Genomic DNA, 15,981 nt, shown 5'->3' on the forward strand with positions numbered 1-15,981 from the left:
TGCGAATCTCCTTCGTTCAGACGGCGGCGGCCGGCGCGGGCACCACGGCGGGCCGCAGGACGGTGGACAGGACGACACCGGCGAGGAACGAGCCCACCAGGACCGCGCCGATCACGGCCGCGAGCCCGAACGAACCGCCGATGAGGGTGGGGAAGTTCAGCACGGTCAGGGTCAGGCAGGTGCCGAGCCCGGCCAGGCCCAGCGCCGGCGCGAGCAGCGTGTGCCACACCCGGCGATCCACCGTGGCGCGGCGGAAGAACACCAGTACCGCCAGACAGGTCAGCGTCATCAGCGCGAGCACGCCCAGCGTCGCGGTGCCCGCCATCCACGAGAACACCTGCGTGACCGGGTCCATGCCGGCCGCGGCGAAGACGACGAGCAGCACCAGCGCCGAGCAGACCTGCAGGACCGACGAGACGTGCGGCGAACCGTGCCGGGGATGGCTGCGCCCGCACGCGGCGGGCAGCGCGCCGGAGTTGCCGAGCGAGAACCCGTACCGCGCGATGACGTTGTGGAACGACAGGGCCGCGGCGAACAGGCTCGTCACGAGCAGCACCTGCGCGATGTCGGCGCCGGCGGTGCCGAGGTAGTTGCCGATCGTCGTGATCAGCATGCCGCCCGGATCCGCACCCGCCTGCGCGACCGCACCGGCGTCGCCCCACGCCGAGACGACCGCCCAGCTCGACAGCGTGTAGAAACCGGCGATCAGCAGCAGCGCGGTGTAGGTCGCGCGGGGAATCGTGCGGTTCGGATCGCGGGCCTCGTCGCGGAAGATGGCCGTGGCCTCGAATCCGATGAAGCTCGCGATCGCGAACATGATGCCGATGCCCAGCGATCCCGACGTGACCTGCGAGGGCCGCAACAGCGCCGTGGACAGCCCGGTCCCGCCGCCGCCCCGCGCCGTCACCACCGCGTCGAAGATCAGCACGATGCCGACCTCGCACAGCAGCAGCACGCCGAGCACCTTGCTGCTGAGCTCGATGTGCCGGTAGCCGAGCACGCCCACCACGGTCAGCACCACGAGTGCGTAGAGCCACCATGGCAACGCGGGGCCGCCGTAGTGCTGCACGAGCGCGTCCAGGGTCGCGCCGAGGTAGCCGAACACGGCCAGCTGCACCGCGGTGTAGGTGACCAGTGCCAGGAAGGCCGCCCCCAGGCCGGTCCGGCGGCCGAGGCCGCGCTGGATGTAGGCGTAGAACGCGCCCGCGTCGGGCACGTGCCTGCTCATCGCGCAGAACCCGACCGCGAACAGCAGCAGGACCGCGCAGCAGATGACGAACGTGGCGGGAAACGCGGGGCCGTCGCCGAGCGCGACCCCCAGCGGGACGCTGCCCGCGACGACGGTGAGCGGCGCGGCGGCAGCCACGACCATGAAGACGATGGAGCCGACGCCCAGTGAACCGGACAGGGTGCGCGGCGCGGACGTGTCCATGAGGACCTCCGTGGGGTTGCGGGCTTCGATGACCGCTGCAGCGTTGGGCAGCAACGTTGCCGACCCGTCAGCCGCCGGTCAAACCCTCGTCTCCGCGCTCGGGAACTTCCGCGGCACCGGTTCCCGGAACCCGGGAACGCGGCAGGAGAAATTCTCATTTGACCCGCGCTGGCATCCCTCACCCCGCGATCGCGGGGTTACAGTCCCTGGTTACGTCCACTGAGGAGGAGGCCGATGTTGCTTCACGGGCTTCGTGCCGAGTCCCCGATGAGTGGACTCGACCGGCGCAACCTCGGCCCGTTGCAGGTGCTCGCGCAGTCGATCTCCGCCGCGGCGCCCTCGGCGGCGATGGCGGCCGCGCCCGCGGTCGCCGCCGCCAACGCCGGAACCGGCGTGCTGTGGTCCTTCCTGGCGGCGACGGTACTCGCGTTGCTGATCGGCCTGTGCATCGCGCAGTTCACCCGCCGGATGGCCGCCGCGGGCTCGCTCTACAGCCTCACCGCCAAGGGCCTCGGCCCGGTCGGCGGGTTCGCCGGCGGCTGGGCGCTGGTGATCGGGTACGCGTTGCTGGCGATGGCCGCGCTCGCCGGATCCGGGCTCTATCTGCGGGATCTGCTCGACCGCGCCGGCGTCTCGACCGGCTGGGGTGTCGTGGCGGCCGTGGTGGTCGTGCTCGGCGGGGCCGCCGCGGTGCTGGTGCTGCGCGGGGTGCGGCTCTCGGCGCAGGTCGTGCTCGTCACCGAAGCCCTCTCGATCACGATGATGCTGGTGGTGTTCGGCCTGCTGCTGGGCCGCACCGGTCCCAGCCTGGCGGCGTTCGGGATGGATCACGGGCTCTCCGGCACGGTCGCCGGGATGCTGCCCGCGCTGGGCGCGTTCATCGGCTTCGAGGCGGGCGCCTCGTTCGGCGTGGAGGCCCGGCGGCCGTTCCAGTCCGTGCCACGCGCCGTGCAGGTGACCGCCGCCCTGTGCGGCGTGCTGTACCTCGTCGCCGCCTACACGCAGGTGGTCGGGTTGCGCGGCGCGCTGGCCGGGCAGGTGGAACCCGTGATGACGCTGGCCGCGCTGCAACAGGTGCCGTGGCTGTCCTACCTGCTCGACGTCGGGATCGCCGGATCGTTCTTCGCGTGCGTGCTGGCGACCACGAGCGCGCTGGTCCGGGTGCTGCTGTCGATGGGCCGCGAGGGCGTGCTGCCCGCGCGGTTCGGCCTGACCCACCGGCGGTTCCACACCCCGCACGTCGCGATCGCGATCACGGTGCCGGTGATCGTCGCGGTGCCGGTCCTGCTGCTGGCCGTGGGCGCGGTACCCCAGCAGATGTTCGTGGCACTGCTCAACATCGCCGTGTTCGGGTACCTGATCGCGTACCTGCTGGTGTGTGTCGCGGCACCGGTTTTCCTGCACCGGATCGGCGAACTGACCCGCGGCGCGGTGGCGGCCGCGGCGGTCACCTCCGTCGCACTGCTCGCCGCGCTCGTCACGTTCACGGTGTCCGCTGTGGACGGTTGGTATCCGGTGGTGTTCGCCGCGCTGGCGGTGTGCGGGGCGTGCTGGTTCGCGTGGGCCCGCCCGCACCGGCTGCCCGCCGTCGGCATCTACGACGAGACCACCGAGGCGGACGTGCTGGACGGGCGGTCGTGAGCCCGCCGATCGAGTCCGCCGCGCTGTCCGGCAGGCAGCCGAAGGCGGTCCGCAACGCGCTGGCCGTGCTGGAGGAGGTCGTCGCGGCCGGGCCCGGCGTGACCGCGAAAGAGATCTCCGCGGCGCTGCGCCTTCCCCCGGCGACGACGTACCGGCTGCTGAACCTGCTCGTCGCCGAGGGCTATCTGGTGCGGCTGCCGGATCTGCGCGGGTTCGCGCTCGGCCGCCGCGCCCAGCGACTCGCCGTGCCGGTCGTGACGCGGCCACCCGCCGCCGCACGTGCCGTCGTCGAGCACCTGCGGCAGCGGGTGCGGTGGGGCGTGCACCTGGCCTCCTACCGGACCGGGCGGCTCAGCCTCACCGACACCGACCCCGACCATCCGCCGAGCGACGAGGCGCTGCTCGTGCGGTACCCGCACGCGTCGGCGTTCGGCAAGCTGCTGCTGGCCGACCTGCCGGACTGGCGTGCGTCGGTGCGCGGACTGCGCCAGTTCACCACGCACACGATCATCGACGGCGACCGGCTGGACATCGAACTCGCCGACGTGACGCGCCTGAACCTGGCGAGGCAGTGCGGCGAACTGCACGCCGACCGCGGCTGCCTCGCCGTGCCGATCCGCGATGTCACCGACGGCAGCCTGATCGCCGCGCTCGCCGTGTCCGGGCCGCCGGAGCGCGTCGCCGGGGCGAACACCGACCTCGTGGCGCTGGTGCGGGAACACGCCACGCAACTCGGCCCGTTACTCGGCTGAACTGCGCACGCGCGGGTCCGGCTCGGGCGCTCCGGCGTCCCCGGCGATGCCTTCCAGGTTGCGCATGCCGGTACGCGGACCGAACAGCCCGATGGTCACGGCCACCACGAGCCAGCACGCTCCGATGTAGACGAACACCGGCTGGTACCCGAACGCGCCGAAGATCGACGCCACGATCAGCGGCCCGGCGATGTTGCTCAGCCTGCCCAGGCCGTAGACCAGGCCGTTGCCCGAGTTGCGCAGCTCGGTCGGGTACAGCTCCGGGGTGTAGGCGTACAGCAGCGCGGCGAAGGTCTGGATCAGCGCGTTCACGCAGAAACCGAACGCCACGATCGCCACGGCGTTGAACGTCAGCCCGTAGGCGATCCCGCACACCGCGACCGCGGTGGACACGATCACGATCGGTGCCTTACGGCCGAACCGGTCCGAGATCACCCACGCCAGCAGCGCGCCCGGCACCGCGCCCAGCGTCGTGAGCGCGGAGAAGGTCAGGCTGTGCACGAGGCTGAAGCCGTGTTCGGCCAGCAGGGTCGGCACCCACGAGACGAAGCCGTAGAAGCCGAGCGTCTGGAACACCCACGCCACCGCGAGCATGAGGGTGCGGCGGCCGAGCTTTCCGGTCAGCAATTCGCGGTAGCGCACCTTGGCCGGTTCCGTCTCGGGCACCGGGGAGGGCTCGGGCAGCGGACCGCCGGCCTCGCCCTCGATACGCGCCACAACGGGTTCGGCGTCGCGTCCGTGGCGCAACAGCCATCGCGGGCTTTCCGGCAGCCGCGCGATGAACGGCAGCGCGATCAGCCCGAGCGCGCCGAACACGAACACCAGCCGCCACGCCTCGGTACCCAGCGGGATGACGCCGCGCGCGGTGAACGACATGATCGGGATGCCGAGCAGCCCGATCGCCATCACCCCGGCCTGCATGCGGCCGCGGTGCGCGGCGGGCATGGTCTCCGACAGATACGTCGTCGCGGCCACCGTCATCGCCGACAGCCCGACCCCGGTCAGCAGCCGCGCCGCCGAGAGCAGCGGCACCGTCGCGACGACCGCGTTGAGCAGCGAGAACACCGAGAACACGGTGACCGACAACAGAAGCGCCCGACGGCGGCCGACCCAGTCGGCGAACCGCCCGCCGACCACCGCCCCGAGGAACATGCCGAGGAACGACGCCGACGTCACGAACGCCACGTCGTCCACGGAGAGGTGCAGATGCTGTTTGAGCGCGGGCGCGGCGTAGGCGAAGGTGTTGAGATCGCCGAACTCGAAGACGAACGCCACCGCGAGCGCGTAGAGCACGCGCCGGTGGAACCGCCCGACCGGCATCCGGTCCAGCCGTGCGGCCAGTTGTGCTGAGGTCATCAGAACCGTCCTCCTTGACGGGTCGGAAGAAAAATTGGTGGGTCAGCCTGCTCTGCGGTGCCGGTGCCGGTGGCGGTGCGAGCCGCCGTCCTCACAGCAAGCGGCTCCGCCCTTCTAAGGGACCGCCGACGGCGGCGCGCCCGGCCCGGCGGCCGAACACGGCGCCGGCGGTCAAACCGGAACCTCCCGGATAGTTGAAGTAGAACAGCCCGCCGACCAGCTCGCCCGCGGCGAACAGGCCGGGGATCCGGCGGCCCGCGGTGTCCAGCACCGCGCACTGGTCGTCGATGCGCAGCCCGCCGAAGGTGAACGTGATGCCGCAGGTCACCGGGAATGCGGAGTAGGGCGGAGTGTCCAGCGGCTGGGCCCAGTTCGACTTCGCGGGGCTGATCCCCTCGGTGTGCTTGCCGTCCTTGACCGCCGGGTTGAACCGCTGCCCCGTCACCGCCGCGTTGAACTCCCCGACGGTGCGCGCCAGCCGCGCCTCGTCGATGGCGAGTTCCTTCGCCAGCCCCTCCACGGTGTCCGACTCGACCTTCGTCACCCCCGGCGCGGCGTACTCCTCCGAGCGCAGCAACGGCGCGGCCTTCGCGTCGAACACCTGGACCGCGCGGCTGCCCGGCTGTTTCAGGATTTCCGCACCGTACTTGGCGTAGGTGTAGTTGCGGAAGTCCGCTCCCTCGTCCACGAACCGCTCTCCGTCGGTGTTGACGACGATGCCGAACGGATAGCCACCTCGGGTGAGCTGGTTGGTCAGATCGCGGTCGCCGGTCGTGCGCGCGCCGGCGTCCCACGCGACGGAATGGCAGCCGCTGAAGTGGCCGTAGGGCTGCGCACCCGCGGCGAGCGCCATCGTGATGCCCTCACCGGTGTTGAACGGGGTACCGCGCACGAGCGCCAGATCCCAGCCCGGCCCGAGGTAGGCCGAGCGCATCGCGGGGTTCGCCTCGAAACCGCCGCTGGTGAGCACGACGCTGCGCGCCTCGATCCGCTCCCCGCCGGACAGCAGCACACCGTGCACTTTCCCGTGCGTGGTCAGCAGATCCGTGACATGCGCGCCGAAGCGGACCGTGATGCCGCGCTCCTGCGCGGCGGCCAGATGACCGGCGATCATGCCCTTGCCGCCGCCGAGGACGCCGACCGCGAGCCCGCCCCAGAACCGGAACCGGCCGTCGACCTCGTAGGCCTGGCGGTGGAACATCAGCTCGAACCGCAGCCCCAGCGAACGCAGCCAGCTCATCGTCTCGCGCGATCGGTTCACCAGGATGCCGGCCAGCTCCGGATCGCACCGGTCGCCGGTCACCCGCCGCAGATCGCCGAGGAAATCCTCGGCGGTGTAGGGGTCGAGGTCGGTGCAGCCGGTATCGAACGGCTCCACGAGCTCCGCGACGTCGTCAAGTCCGTTGTGGACGATGCGCATGGCCCCGGCGGTGAAGTAGCTGTTGCCACCGGCCCATTCCCTCGGCGCCTTCTCCAGCATCAGCACGCGGGCACCCTGCTCGCGTGCCGACTGCGCGGCGCAGAACCCGGCGTTCCCGCCGCCGACGACCACGACATCCCAAGACTCGCTCATTTCTTCCTTTCCTCTTCACGAAGCCAGCGCCAACGGCACCGAAATCTCAGCGACCGCGATCCGCCGCGCCGCGCGGTCGAGCCGGACGGCCCGCAGCACCCCGTCCTCCCACTCGGCACGGACGGCGACGACACCCGCCGGGGTCCCGAGCCGCAGCACCCGCGGCACCTCGCCACCGAGGGCCTGGTGCACCACGCTGCCCTCGACGCCCGCGGCCGCGGCGATCGCGACCGCCGAGGTCAGCCCGACCGACGGGTGCGGAGCGAGCATCGACAGCATCCGGATCCGCAGGTCGTGACTGTCGTCCCGAGGTGGGCACACCATGCCGGTCTTCGGGATCGCGTCGTCCTGTTCGGACAGTCCCATCAGGACGGCTGCCTTCCGGCGCAACGCGATCAGCTCGTCCACGGAGAGCTCGTCCGCGTCGACGAGGGCGGCGGGCGCCCCGGCGTCCACGAGCGTCGCGGGCACCGGAAGGTGGTCCACGGCACGGCCGGTGGGCAGCAGCCGCCCCGTCGTGCTGCCCTGCGGGTCGAGGAACGCCAGCTCCACCGGGACCCCGCCGTCGCTCGCGCCGGGCACCACCGCCGCGCCGGACTCGGGCACCGCACCGCCCGGCGTCGCGACGGTCGCGGCGAGCAGCGTGCCCGTGTTGATGTTGCGCATCCGCACCGTCGTGTGCCCCGGCCGGGCCGGGACCAGCCCGGTGAGCAGGGAGTACAGACCGATCGCGGTCGCGCAGTTGCCGCAGTTGCTGCCCCACTCGACCCGCCGCGCGCCGATGCCGACCTGCGCGAAGCGGTACTCGACGTCGATGCCGGGCGTGGCCGAGCGCTGCACGAGCGCCGCCTTGGACGTGGTCGAGGTGGCTCCGCCGACGCCGTCCAGTTGCCGCGGGTCCCCGGCGCCGAACGCCGCGGCCAGTACCGCGTCCGGATCGCCGCCCGCGAGATCCGCGGCGTCGAACAGCCAGCATTTGCTGGTGCCACCACGCATCCAGGTGCCTCTCAGGTATCGCATGCATCCGACGATGCGCCTGCCGAGCGTTGAGTACAATCTCGGAAAAGTTGATACCCCTTTAGCAGAAGTTAAGGCTCTCGATGACCTTCGACGTACGCCGGATGCTGCTGCTGGCCGAGGTCGCGCGCCATGGTTCGATCACCGGCGCCGCGACCGCGCTGAACTACACGCCGTCGGCGGTGTCGCAGCAGGTCAGCAGACTGGAAGCGGAGGCGGGACAACCGCTGCTGGAACGGCACGCGCGCGGGATCACGCTCACCGAGGCGGGACGCGGGCTGCTCACGCACGCCGAGCGCATCGACCGCGAGCTCCGCGCGGCGCGCAGCGATCTGGACGAACTGGCCGGCCTGCGCGCGGGCTCGCTGCGGCTGGGCACGTTCCCGACCGTCGCGGCCTCGTTCCTGCCTCTCGTGGTCCGCGAGTTCCGGCGGCGGTACCCGGCCGTGGAACTGGTGGTGCGCAGCTCACGTCACGCGGGCCTGCTCGACATGCTGGACAGCCGCGAGGTCGAGCTTTCCCTGTTGTGGGACTACGAATGGCAGCGGCTGCCCGGCGACAACCTGGACATCACGCACGTGCTGGACGATCCCACGACGCTGATCGTGGGGGCTTCGCACCGGCTCGCCGGGCGTGAGTCCACGCGTTTCGCCGAACTGGCGGGCGAACAGTGGATCGTGCGCGCCGACCACCCGGTGGCCGAGGTGCTGACGCGCAGCTGCCGCGAGGCGGGCTTCGAGCCCGCGATCGCCTACCGCGCCCACGACTACCAGGAGGCGCAGGCGATGGCCGCCGTCGGGCTGGGCATCGCGCTCGCGCCGCGGCTCGCGCTGCCCGGCCTGCGAGAGGACGTCACGACGGTCGCGCTCGGCCCGAAGGCCCCCGCCCGCCGCATCCTGCTCGCCAGCCCCCGCGGCCAGCGCCCGACCCCCGCCGCGCAGGCGTTGCAGGCGCTGTTCACCTCGACGGCCGCGAAGCTGCTGTCGATGCCCGCGCCGCTGGATCAGGCCGTCCGGCAGTACGTCTAGCCCGCCGTCATCAGATCGCGTCGGGGCCGCGTTCGCCGGTGCGGACGCGGACGACGGTTTCCACCGGGGTGACCCAGATCTTGCCGTCGCCGATGCGGCCGGTGCGGCACGCGTTCTGCACCGCCTCGATGGCCTTGTCCACAATGGACTCGTCGAGCAGCACCTCGACCCGCAGCTTGGGCACGAAGTCCACGGTGTACTCCGCGCCGCGGTACACCTCACGGTGCCCCTTCTGACGGCCGTACCCCTTGGCCTCGGTGACCGTCATGCCCAGCACGGCCAGCTGTTCCATCGCGTCCCGGATGTCGTCGAGGACGAACGGGCGCACGACCGCGGTCAGCAGCTTCACGGCCGTCCTCCTTCCATCAGGCTGCGGCGGCTCGGTTGAACCGCCAGATCGTAAGCGCTTTCCGCGTGCTCCGCCTCATCGATCCCGTCGAGTTCGGCCTCGCGGGTGGCGCGCAGGCCGAGCGTGCGGTGCACGACCCAGGCGATCACGAGTGTGACCACCAACGAGTATCCCAGTGCGGCGAAGGTGGCCACGGCCTGCCGCCACAGCTGGTCGAGGCCGCCCCCGTAGAACAGGCCGTTCGCGCCCGCGCTGTTGGCCCCGGTGCTGGCGAACAGGCCGATCAGCAGCATCCCGGCGAAGCCCCCGATGCCGTGCACGGCGAGCACGTCCAGCGAGTCGTCCAGGCCGAACCGGTACTTCAGCGCGATCGCCAGGGAACACACCACACCGGCGACGAGCCCGATGGCCGCCGCGCCGATCGGCTCCACGTAACCACAGCCCGGCGTGATCCCGACCAGCCCGGCCACGGCGCCGGACGCGGCGCCCAGCGTGGTGGGCCTGCCGTCGCGGATCTGCTCGACCACCAGCCAGCCGACGACCGCGGTCGCGGCGGCGACCGTGGTGTTGACGAACGAGGTCGCGGCCACACCGGAGGCGCCCAGCGCGGAACCGGCGTTGAACCCGAACCAGCCGAACCACAGCAGGCCCGCGCCGAACATCACGAACGGCAGGTTGTGCGGGCGCACCGCCTGCTTCGGCCAGCCGTGCCGCCTGCCGATCACGATCGCCAGCGCCACCGCCGCCGCGCCCGAGTTGACCTCGACCGCGGTGCCGCCCGCGAAGTCCAGCGCGTGCAGCTTGTTGACCAGCCAGCCGCCTGCCGTGCCCGGCCCGGCGAAGTCGTCGAACGCGAACACCCAGTGCGCGAGCGGGAGGTAGACCAGCGTCACCCACAGCACCACGAACACCAGCCACGGCCAGAACCGGGCGCGTTCGGCGACCGCGCCGGCCAGCAGTGCGACGGTGATCACGGCGAACATCAGCTGGAACGCGGCGAAGGCCAGCAGCGGCACCTTGTGGCCGTCGGGCCCGACGGTCGCCTCGCCGAGGCCGTGCAGCCCGGCGTAGTGGAAGTTCCCGATCAACCCGGCGAACCCGTCGTTGCCGAACGCCAGCGAGTAGCCGTAGAGCAGCCAGATGACGCCGACCACGGCCAGGCAGCCGAAGGTCAGCATCATCACGTTCAGCACGCTGCGGGAACGAACCATGCCGCCGTAGAACAGGGCGAGCCCCGGCGTCATCAGCATCACCAGCGCGGCCGAGCCGAGCAGCCATGCCGTATCCCCGGTGTTGATCACCAGCTACCTCCTCGTGTTACAGGCATGTTGCCTGAACACCTGGGCGGCTCGGTGACCCGGGTCGTCGTTGTTAGACAGAGGCCAACAAGGGTTTGGTGAAAAGCCCCAGAATCAGGACAAGCGCGGCACCGAAGACCAGCATCGCCAGCGCGACCGGAATCAGCTGCGCGGCAAGGCCGAGCGCGAGCACCGGCACGGTCAGTCCGATGTAGGCGGCCAGGAACAGCCCGGCCAGCGCCTCGCCGCGCCCGTCCGGCGGCGCGATCGAGAGCACGACACTCACGCAGCCCTTGAACGTCGCGCCCGCGCCGCCGCCCGCGAGGATCCCGCCCGCGACGAACAGGGCGAGGCTGGGCACCCAGACCGCGACGATCACCAGCACGATCCCGGTCACCAGCAGGCCGAGGCCGAAGCCGGCCTGACGCCGCGGCGCGGCGCGGGCCAGCAGGATCTGGGCGAGAGCGGCCGAACCGAACACCGCGAACGACACGAGCCCGGCCAGCGCGTGCGACCGCTGATGCAGGGTGTTGGCGACGAAACCGGGCGCGAGCGAGGTGAACATGCCGAACACGGCGAATCCGGCGAGCGCGGCGGCACCGGCGGCGAAGAACCGGCCACGCGCCTCCCCCGGCACCGACACCCGCTGCGGGCGGTAAGGGCGGGCGACCGGTTCGACCGTTTCCGGCACCAGCGCGACCGCGAGCGCCCCGAGCAGCATCAGCGCCTGGAACACCAGGTAGGGCACGTGCAGGGGATCGGCGACGTACTCGGCGAGGAACCCGGCGATCAGCGGGCCGAGCCCGATGCCGCCGAGGTTCGCGGCGGTCGCGACCACGTCGGCCCGCGTCCTGGGCGCGCGGGGGCGGGCCACGTCGTGCAGTTCCGCGAGGTGCGCGGTGGCGGTCGCGGTCAGCATGCCGACGCTGATCCCGGACACGAAGCGCGCGACGAGCAGAGCGGGCACCGCGGTCCAGGCCAGGAACATCACCGCCGCGAGCACATTGACCAGCACCGCGGCGATCAGTACCCGGCGCCGGCCCGCCCAGTCCGACACGTGCCCGGCCAGGAACAGGCTCACCACCACCCCGACCGCGTAGGCCGCGAAGACCAGCGTGACGGTGAAGGGACCGAAGCCGTCCTTCTGCTGGTACAGCACGTACAGCGGGGCGGGCGCGGCCGAGAAGGCCATCGTCACCGCGAACGCGTACGCGACCAGCCAGAACCCCAGGCCGTGCCTGCGTGACGTCGTGACCATCGTGCTCATGTTCCCAGTCTCGGTGCGCCGGATCATCTCGTCCAATGATTGTTTGTGCATCTTGCTATCTGTCTGGTAGATAGCAGGTGTGGACCTGCGTCAACTGGAGTACCTCGTCGCGGTCGCGGAGGAACTCAGCTTCACGAAGGCGTCGCGGCGCCTGCGCGTCGTGCAGTCCGGCGTGTCCACCGCCATCCGCGCACTCGAACGCGAGGTGGGCACGCCGCTGTTCGAACGGGACAGCAGGCATGTCCGGCTCACCGCCGCCGGGACCGCGATGCTGCCGCACGCCCGCGCCGCGCTCGCGGCCGCGCGGGCGGCGCACGACGCGGCCCGCACCGTGCGGGGCGAGCTGCACGGCTCGGTCACGCTCGGCATCCTGCTGACCACCTCGGGCATCGACATCCCGCGGGTGCTGGGCCGGTTCCGCCGGGCCCATCCGCACGTGCGCGTCCGCGTGCAGTACTCCCCCGGCGGGTCGGGCGGGCACGTCGGCTCGCTGCTCGACGGCAGCCTGGACCTGGCGTTCGTGGCGTTCCCCGGCCGCTGCCCACCCGGGCTGTCCGCAGATCTGCTGGCCGAGGAGCAACTACGGCTGCTGTGCCCGGACGAGCACGCCCTCACCCGCGCCGGCGAGATCGATCTGGCCGCGCTCGCCGACGAGTCCTTTGTGGACTTCCCACCGGGCTGGGGTTCGCGCGGGGTCGTGGACCGCGCCTTCGAGCAGGCGGGGCTGAGCAGGGCGGTGCCGCTGGAGGTGTCGGACTACGCGACGCTGACGGGGCTGGTAGGCCAGGGTCTCGGCGTCGCGTTCGTGCCGGAATCGATGACGCGGTCGGTGTCCGGGGTGACCGCGCTGACGGTGGCCTCGCCGGCGCTGCGCTGGCGGCTGTCGGTGGCCACCTCGGCGACGAGGTCCCTGTCGCCGGCCGCCGCCGCGCTGCTCGAGGAAATCCGGCGCTGCCGCGGCCCCGTGACCACGGCGGGAACGTAAAAACCGATGGGGACGCGCCCCGGGTGGCGCGTCCCCATCGGTCCGGTGCGGAGCTCGGTCAGACCCCGGTGAAGATGGAGTCGACCAGCTGCTTGTTCTGAGCGGCCCACTGCTTGGCCGCGGTCGCCTCGTTGCCGTTGCCGGCCTTCTGCACCGCGTCCTCGAGCGAGCCGAGCTGCTCGTCGGTGAGCTTCAGGTTCTTCAGCGAGTTCGCCAGGTTCGGGAAGTCCTTCGCGAAGTTCTGCCGTCCCAGCGAGTGCAGCTGCTCACCCTTGCCCATGGCGCCCTTCGGGTCGGCGAGGTCCTTGAGCGGGTAGCGCGAGTACGCCCAGTGCGGGTGCCACAGCGCGACCACGATGGGCTGGTTGCCCTTGATCGCGCTGTCCAGCGCGGCCAGCATCGCCGTGCTGGAGGAGTTCTGCAGTTGCATCGAACCGGCGAGGTCGTACTGCGGCATCACGTTGTTCTGGATGATCCGGGTCTCACCGGCACCCGGGTCGATCCCGGTGATCTTGCCGCCGAACAGCGAGGCGTTGGTCTTGAGGTCCTCGATGGAGTTGACCTGGCTCACGGAATTGGGCACCGCGAGGTTCAGCGTCGCGTTGTTGTACCAGACGCCGAGGTCCTCCAGCTTGTTCTTGTACTGGTTCCAGTAGTCCTCGTGGGTCGAGGGCAGCCAGGAGTCGAGGAAGAGGTCGATGTCGCCCTTGGCCAGGCCGGCGTACAACGGCGCCGCGTCCAGCTGCTGCAGCTCGACCTTGTAGCCCTTGTCCTCGAGCACGCCCTTGACCAGATTGGACAGTGCGATGTCCTCGTCCCAGGCGATGTAGCCGATCTTCAGAGTCTTGTTGCTCTGCCCGGTGTCGGCACTGTTGTTCCGCCCGCCACAGGCACTGGCGACGAGAGCCACCGCCAGCACCGCGGCGATGAGCGACCCGAGCCGCCGCAACCTTCCGCTAGACATGTATCCCTGTCTCCTTCCTTGAGAAACTCGCGGGCACCGCGTCAGACGCTCGCCGTGGCACGGCGGCTGGTGCGGCGCCGGGTCCGCCGGCCGCTGAACGAGGAGGTGATCCGGTCCAGGTAGATCGCCAGGATCACCACGCCGACGCCGTATTCGAAGCCGGCGCCGAGCTGAAGCCTCGTCACCGACTCGAACACCTTGCCGCCGAGGCCGGGCCCGCCGACCATGCCGGCGATCACCACCATGGACAGCGACAGCATGATGATCTGGTTGATACCGGCCATGATGGACGGCAGCGCCAGCGGAATCTGGATACCGGTGAGAATTTTCCTCGGCGCGGCACCGAAAGACTCACCCGCCTCGACCATTTCCTTGTCCACCTGGCGGATTCCGAGCTCGGTCAGCCGGACCCCGGGCGGCAGCGAGAACACCACCGTCGCGACGACACCGGGGACCACGCCGATCGAGAAGAAGAAGATCGCCGGGATCAGGTAGACGAACGCGGGCAGCGTCTGCATGAAGTCCATGACGGGCTTGATCACCCTGCTGGCCGCGTTGCTGCGCGCGGCCAGGATGCCCAGCGGCACCGCGATCACCGTCGCGATCACGCCGGCCACCAGAACCTGCGCCAGCGTCAGCATCGCGTCGTCGAACACGCGAAGGCCGTCGGCGACCGCGAAGCCGATCAGGCTCACCACGCCGAACTTCCAGCTGCGCAACGCCCAGGCCAGCAGCGCGAACAGGATGAACATCACCCACGACGGCGGCCATTGCAGCGCCGTGGTCAGCCCGTTGACCGCGCCGTTGATGATCTTGTCGATCGCATCGAACAGCGGGCCCACGTTGTTGTTGAGCCAGTCGACCGCGGTGGCGAACCAGTCGCCGAGCGGAATCCGCGGCACCTGCCAGCCATCGGCGAGAAGCACCTCACGCATCGACGGTCACCTCCCCTGCCGAGCCGTTGCTTTCGGCCGCGGCCTCGCCGAGCGCACCCAGCAGCGTCGCGCGCGGCACGACGCCGAGCAGCTTGCCGTCCTCGGCCACCACCGCCAGCGGCAGCGCGCTTTCCGCGGCGGGGGCGAACAGTTCACTCAGCGCCGTGTCCGGCCCGACGGAGGCGACCCCGTCGGCCATGACCTCGCGGATGGTGTCCACGCCACGGCGCGCGGCGTCCGCGGCGGCGTCGTCGGTGATGACGCCGGCCAGCCGCCCGTCGCGCTCGACGACGAACAGCGCCGAGTACTGCTGTTCCTGCATCGTGCGCAGCGCGGCGCGGGGACCGGAGCCGGACCCGACGGTGCTCAGCGGCCGCACCATGACCGACCGCGCGGTCAGCACCCTGCTGCGGTCGACGTCCTGCACGAACTGGGCCACGTAGTCGTTGGCGGGCTCGGTCAGCACCTTCTCCGCGGTGCCGATCTGCACGATCTCCCCTTCGCGCATCACCGCGATCCGGTCGCCGAGGCGCATCGCCTCGTTGAGGTCGTGGGTGATGAAGATGATCGTCTTGCCCAGCTGCGCCTGCAACGACAACAGCTGGTCCTGCATCTCGCGGCGGATCAGCGGATCGAGCGCGCTGAACGCCTCATCCATCAGCAGCACGTCGGTGTCGGCGGCCAGTGCCCTGGCGAGACCGACCCGCTGCCGCATACCGCCGGAAAGCTGGTCCGGCGTGTGGTCCTCCCAGCCGGACAGCCCCACCATCGCCAGCGACTCGCGTGCGGTGGCGAGCCTGCTTTCCTTCGCTTCGCCCTTGATCTCCAGCGCGTACGCCGCGTTCTCCAGGACCGTACGGTGCGGAAACAGCGCGAAATGCTGGAACACCATGCTCATGGTGCGCTGGCGCATCCGCCTGATCTGCTTGCCGGACATCGAGGTGATGTCCACGTCGTCGACGTAGACCTTTCCCGACGTCGGCGGCAGCAGGCCGTTGAGCATCCTGATCAAAGTGGACTTTCCCGAACCGGAAAGTCCCATGACCACGAACAACTCCCCCGGCTCGACCTCGAAGGAGGCGTTGATCACGGCCGGTGTCACACCGGCGACGCCCAGTTCGGAGCGTTGCGCTCCCTGCTCGAACCGGCGTACCGCGTCCCGCGCGCGCCGGCCGAAGACCTTGTACAACTTCTCAGCTCGGACAGTCGGCAATGGCTTCTCGTTCTTTTCGACAACATTCGGTCCAAGATCACCTGCACCTTGCCCAAGCACCTTATGCAAATAACTCTCAGACACAACAGTGGACCGGAAGGTAACCGGCGAAACGCCGTGTCAGGAAACCTCATGGCATAGGCCACAGTCGTGGAATGTCATGCACACGTG

At 70.6% G+C, this 15,981-nt stretch carries 14 protein-coding genes; 4 read left to right on the forward strand and 10 right to left on the reverse strand.

Annotated elements, in window-relative coordinates; genetic code table 11:
• Window positions 1-16: 16 nt before the first annotated feature.
• Window positions 17-1,432 (reverse strand): APC family permease, encoded by a 1,416-nt coding sequence (locus HFP15_RS07500; protein ID WP_168512882.1) that lies wholly within the window; start codon window positions 1,430-1,432, stop codon window positions 17-19.
• Window positions 1,433-1,699: 267 nt separating this feature from the next.
• Here HFP15_RS07500 and HFP15_RS07505 point away from each other — a divergent pair, with 267 nt between their 5' ends.
• Window positions 1,700-3,073, forward strand: coding sequence for an APC family permease (locus tag HFP15_RS07505; RefSeq protein ID WP_246271487.1), 1,374 nt, complete (start codon window positions 1,700-1,702; stop codon window positions 3,071-3,073).
• A complete protein-coding gene (locus HFP15_RS07510; protein ID WP_312871503.1) occupies window positions 3,070-3,825 on the forward strand; it encodes an IclR family transcriptional regulator in 756 nt (251 codons plus the stop codon). The genes HFP15_RS07505 and HFP15_RS07510 overlap by 4 nt, the downstream gene beginning before the upstream one ends.
• Here HFP15_RS07510 and HFP15_RS07515 read toward each other — a convergent pair.
• From HFP15_RS07515 to HFP15_RS07525, 3 genes are all read right to left on the reverse strand, one after another.
• The gene (locus HFP15_RS07515; protein ID WP_168512886.1) at window positions 3,814-5,181 is read right to left on the reverse strand and encodes an MFS transporter; all 1,368 of its coding nucleotides are present in this window, start codon (window positions 5,179-5,181) and stop codon (window positions 3,814-3,816) included. The two genes, HFP15_RS07510 and HFP15_RS07515, sit on opposite strands and share 12 nt — an antisense overlap.
• A gap of 91 nt (window positions 5,182-5,272) precedes the next feature.
• A complete protein-coding gene (tcuA, locus tag HFP15_RS07520; protein ID WP_168512888.1) occupies window positions 5,273-6,754 on the reverse strand; it encodes an FAD-dependent tricarballylate dehydrogenase TcuA in 1,482 nt (493 codons plus the stop codon).
• Between the two features lie 15 nt (window positions 6,755-6,769).
• Window positions 6,770-7,774, reverse strand: coding sequence for a PrpF domain-containing protein (locus HFP15_RS07525; protein WP_168512890.1), 1,005 nt, complete (start codon window positions 7,772-7,774; stop codon window positions 6,770-6,772).
• Window positions 7,775-7,854: 80 nt separating this feature from the next.
• Here HFP15_RS07525 and HFP15_RS07530 point away from each other — a divergent pair, with 80 nt between their 5' ends.
• Window positions 7,855-8,799, forward strand: a complete 945-nt coding sequence (locus tag HFP15_RS07530; RefSeq protein WP_168512892.1) for a LysR family transcriptional regulator — start codon at window positions 7,855-7,857, stop codon at window positions 8,797-8,799.
• 10 nt (window positions 8,800-8,809) lie between these two features.
• On the opposite strand, the gene HFP15_RS07535 is transcribed toward HFP15_RS07530, so the two are convergent.
• The 3 genes from HFP15_RS07535 to HFP15_RS07545 form a co-directional block, all read right to left on the reverse strand.
• Window positions 8,810-9,148 (reverse strand): P-II family nitrogen regulator, encoded by a 339-nt coding sequence (locus HFP15_RS07535; protein WP_168512894.1) that lies wholly within the window; start codon window positions 9,146-9,148, stop codon window positions 8,810-8,812.
• Window positions 9,145-10,449, reverse strand: coding sequence for an ammonium transporter (locus HFP15_RS07540; protein WP_168512896.1), 1,305 nt, complete (start codon window positions 10,447-10,449; stop codon window positions 9,145-9,147). Before HFP15_RS07540 ends, HFP15_RS07535 begins: the two co-directional genes overlap by 4 nt.
• Window positions 10,450-10,519: 70 nt before the next feature.
• A complete protein-coding gene (locus HFP15_RS07545; RefSeq protein WP_210716833.1) occupies window positions 10,520-11,713 on the reverse strand; it encodes an MFS transporter in 1,194 nt (397 codons plus the stop codon).
• 79 nt (window positions 11,714-11,792) lie between these two features.
• Here HFP15_RS07545 and HFP15_RS07550 point away from each other — a divergent pair, with 79 nt between their 5' ends.
• Window positions 11,793-12,698: a LysR family transcriptional regulator gene (locus HFP15_RS07550; RefSeq protein ID WP_312871504.1), complete on the forward strand. Its 906-nt coding sequence runs from the start codon at window positions 11,793-11,795 to the stop codon at window positions 12,696-12,698.
• A 58-nt stretch (window positions 12,699-12,756) separates the two neighbouring features.
• Here HFP15_RS07550 and HFP15_RS07555 read toward each other — a convergent pair whose 3' ends face one another.
• The 3 genes from HFP15_RS07555 to HFP15_RS07565 are packed head-to-tail and all read right to left on the reverse strand — an operon-like array spanning window position 12,757 to window position 15,810.
• Window positions 12,757-13,662 (reverse strand): glycine betaine ABC transporter substrate-binding protein, encoded by a 906-nt coding sequence (locus HFP15_RS07555; protein ID WP_168512898.1) that lies wholly within the window; start codon window positions 13,660-13,662, stop codon window positions 12,757-12,759.
• Between the two features lie 41 nt (window positions 13,663-13,703).
• Window positions 13,704-14,597 carry an ABC transporter permease gene (locus HFP15_RS07560; protein WP_168512900.1) on the reverse strand — a complete coding sequence of 298 codons (894 nt, stop codon included), beginning with the start codon at window positions 14,595-14,597 and terminating at the stop codon, window positions 13,704-13,706.
• A complete protein-coding gene (locus tag HFP15_RS07565) occupies window positions 14,590-15,810 on the reverse strand; it encodes a quaternary amine ABC transporter ATP-binding protein (protein ID WP_168512902.1) in 1,221 nt (406 codons plus the stop codon). The genes HFP15_RS07560 and HFP15_RS07565 overlap by 8 nt, the downstream gene beginning before the upstream one ends.
• Window positions 15,811-15,981 lie beyond the last annotated feature (171 nt).

It is taken from the genome of Amycolatopsis acididurans, assembly GCF_012328925.1.
Lineage (GTDB): Bacteria > Actinomycetota > Actinomycetes > Mycobacteriales > Pseudonocardiaceae > Amycolatopsis_E > Amycolatopsis_E acididurans.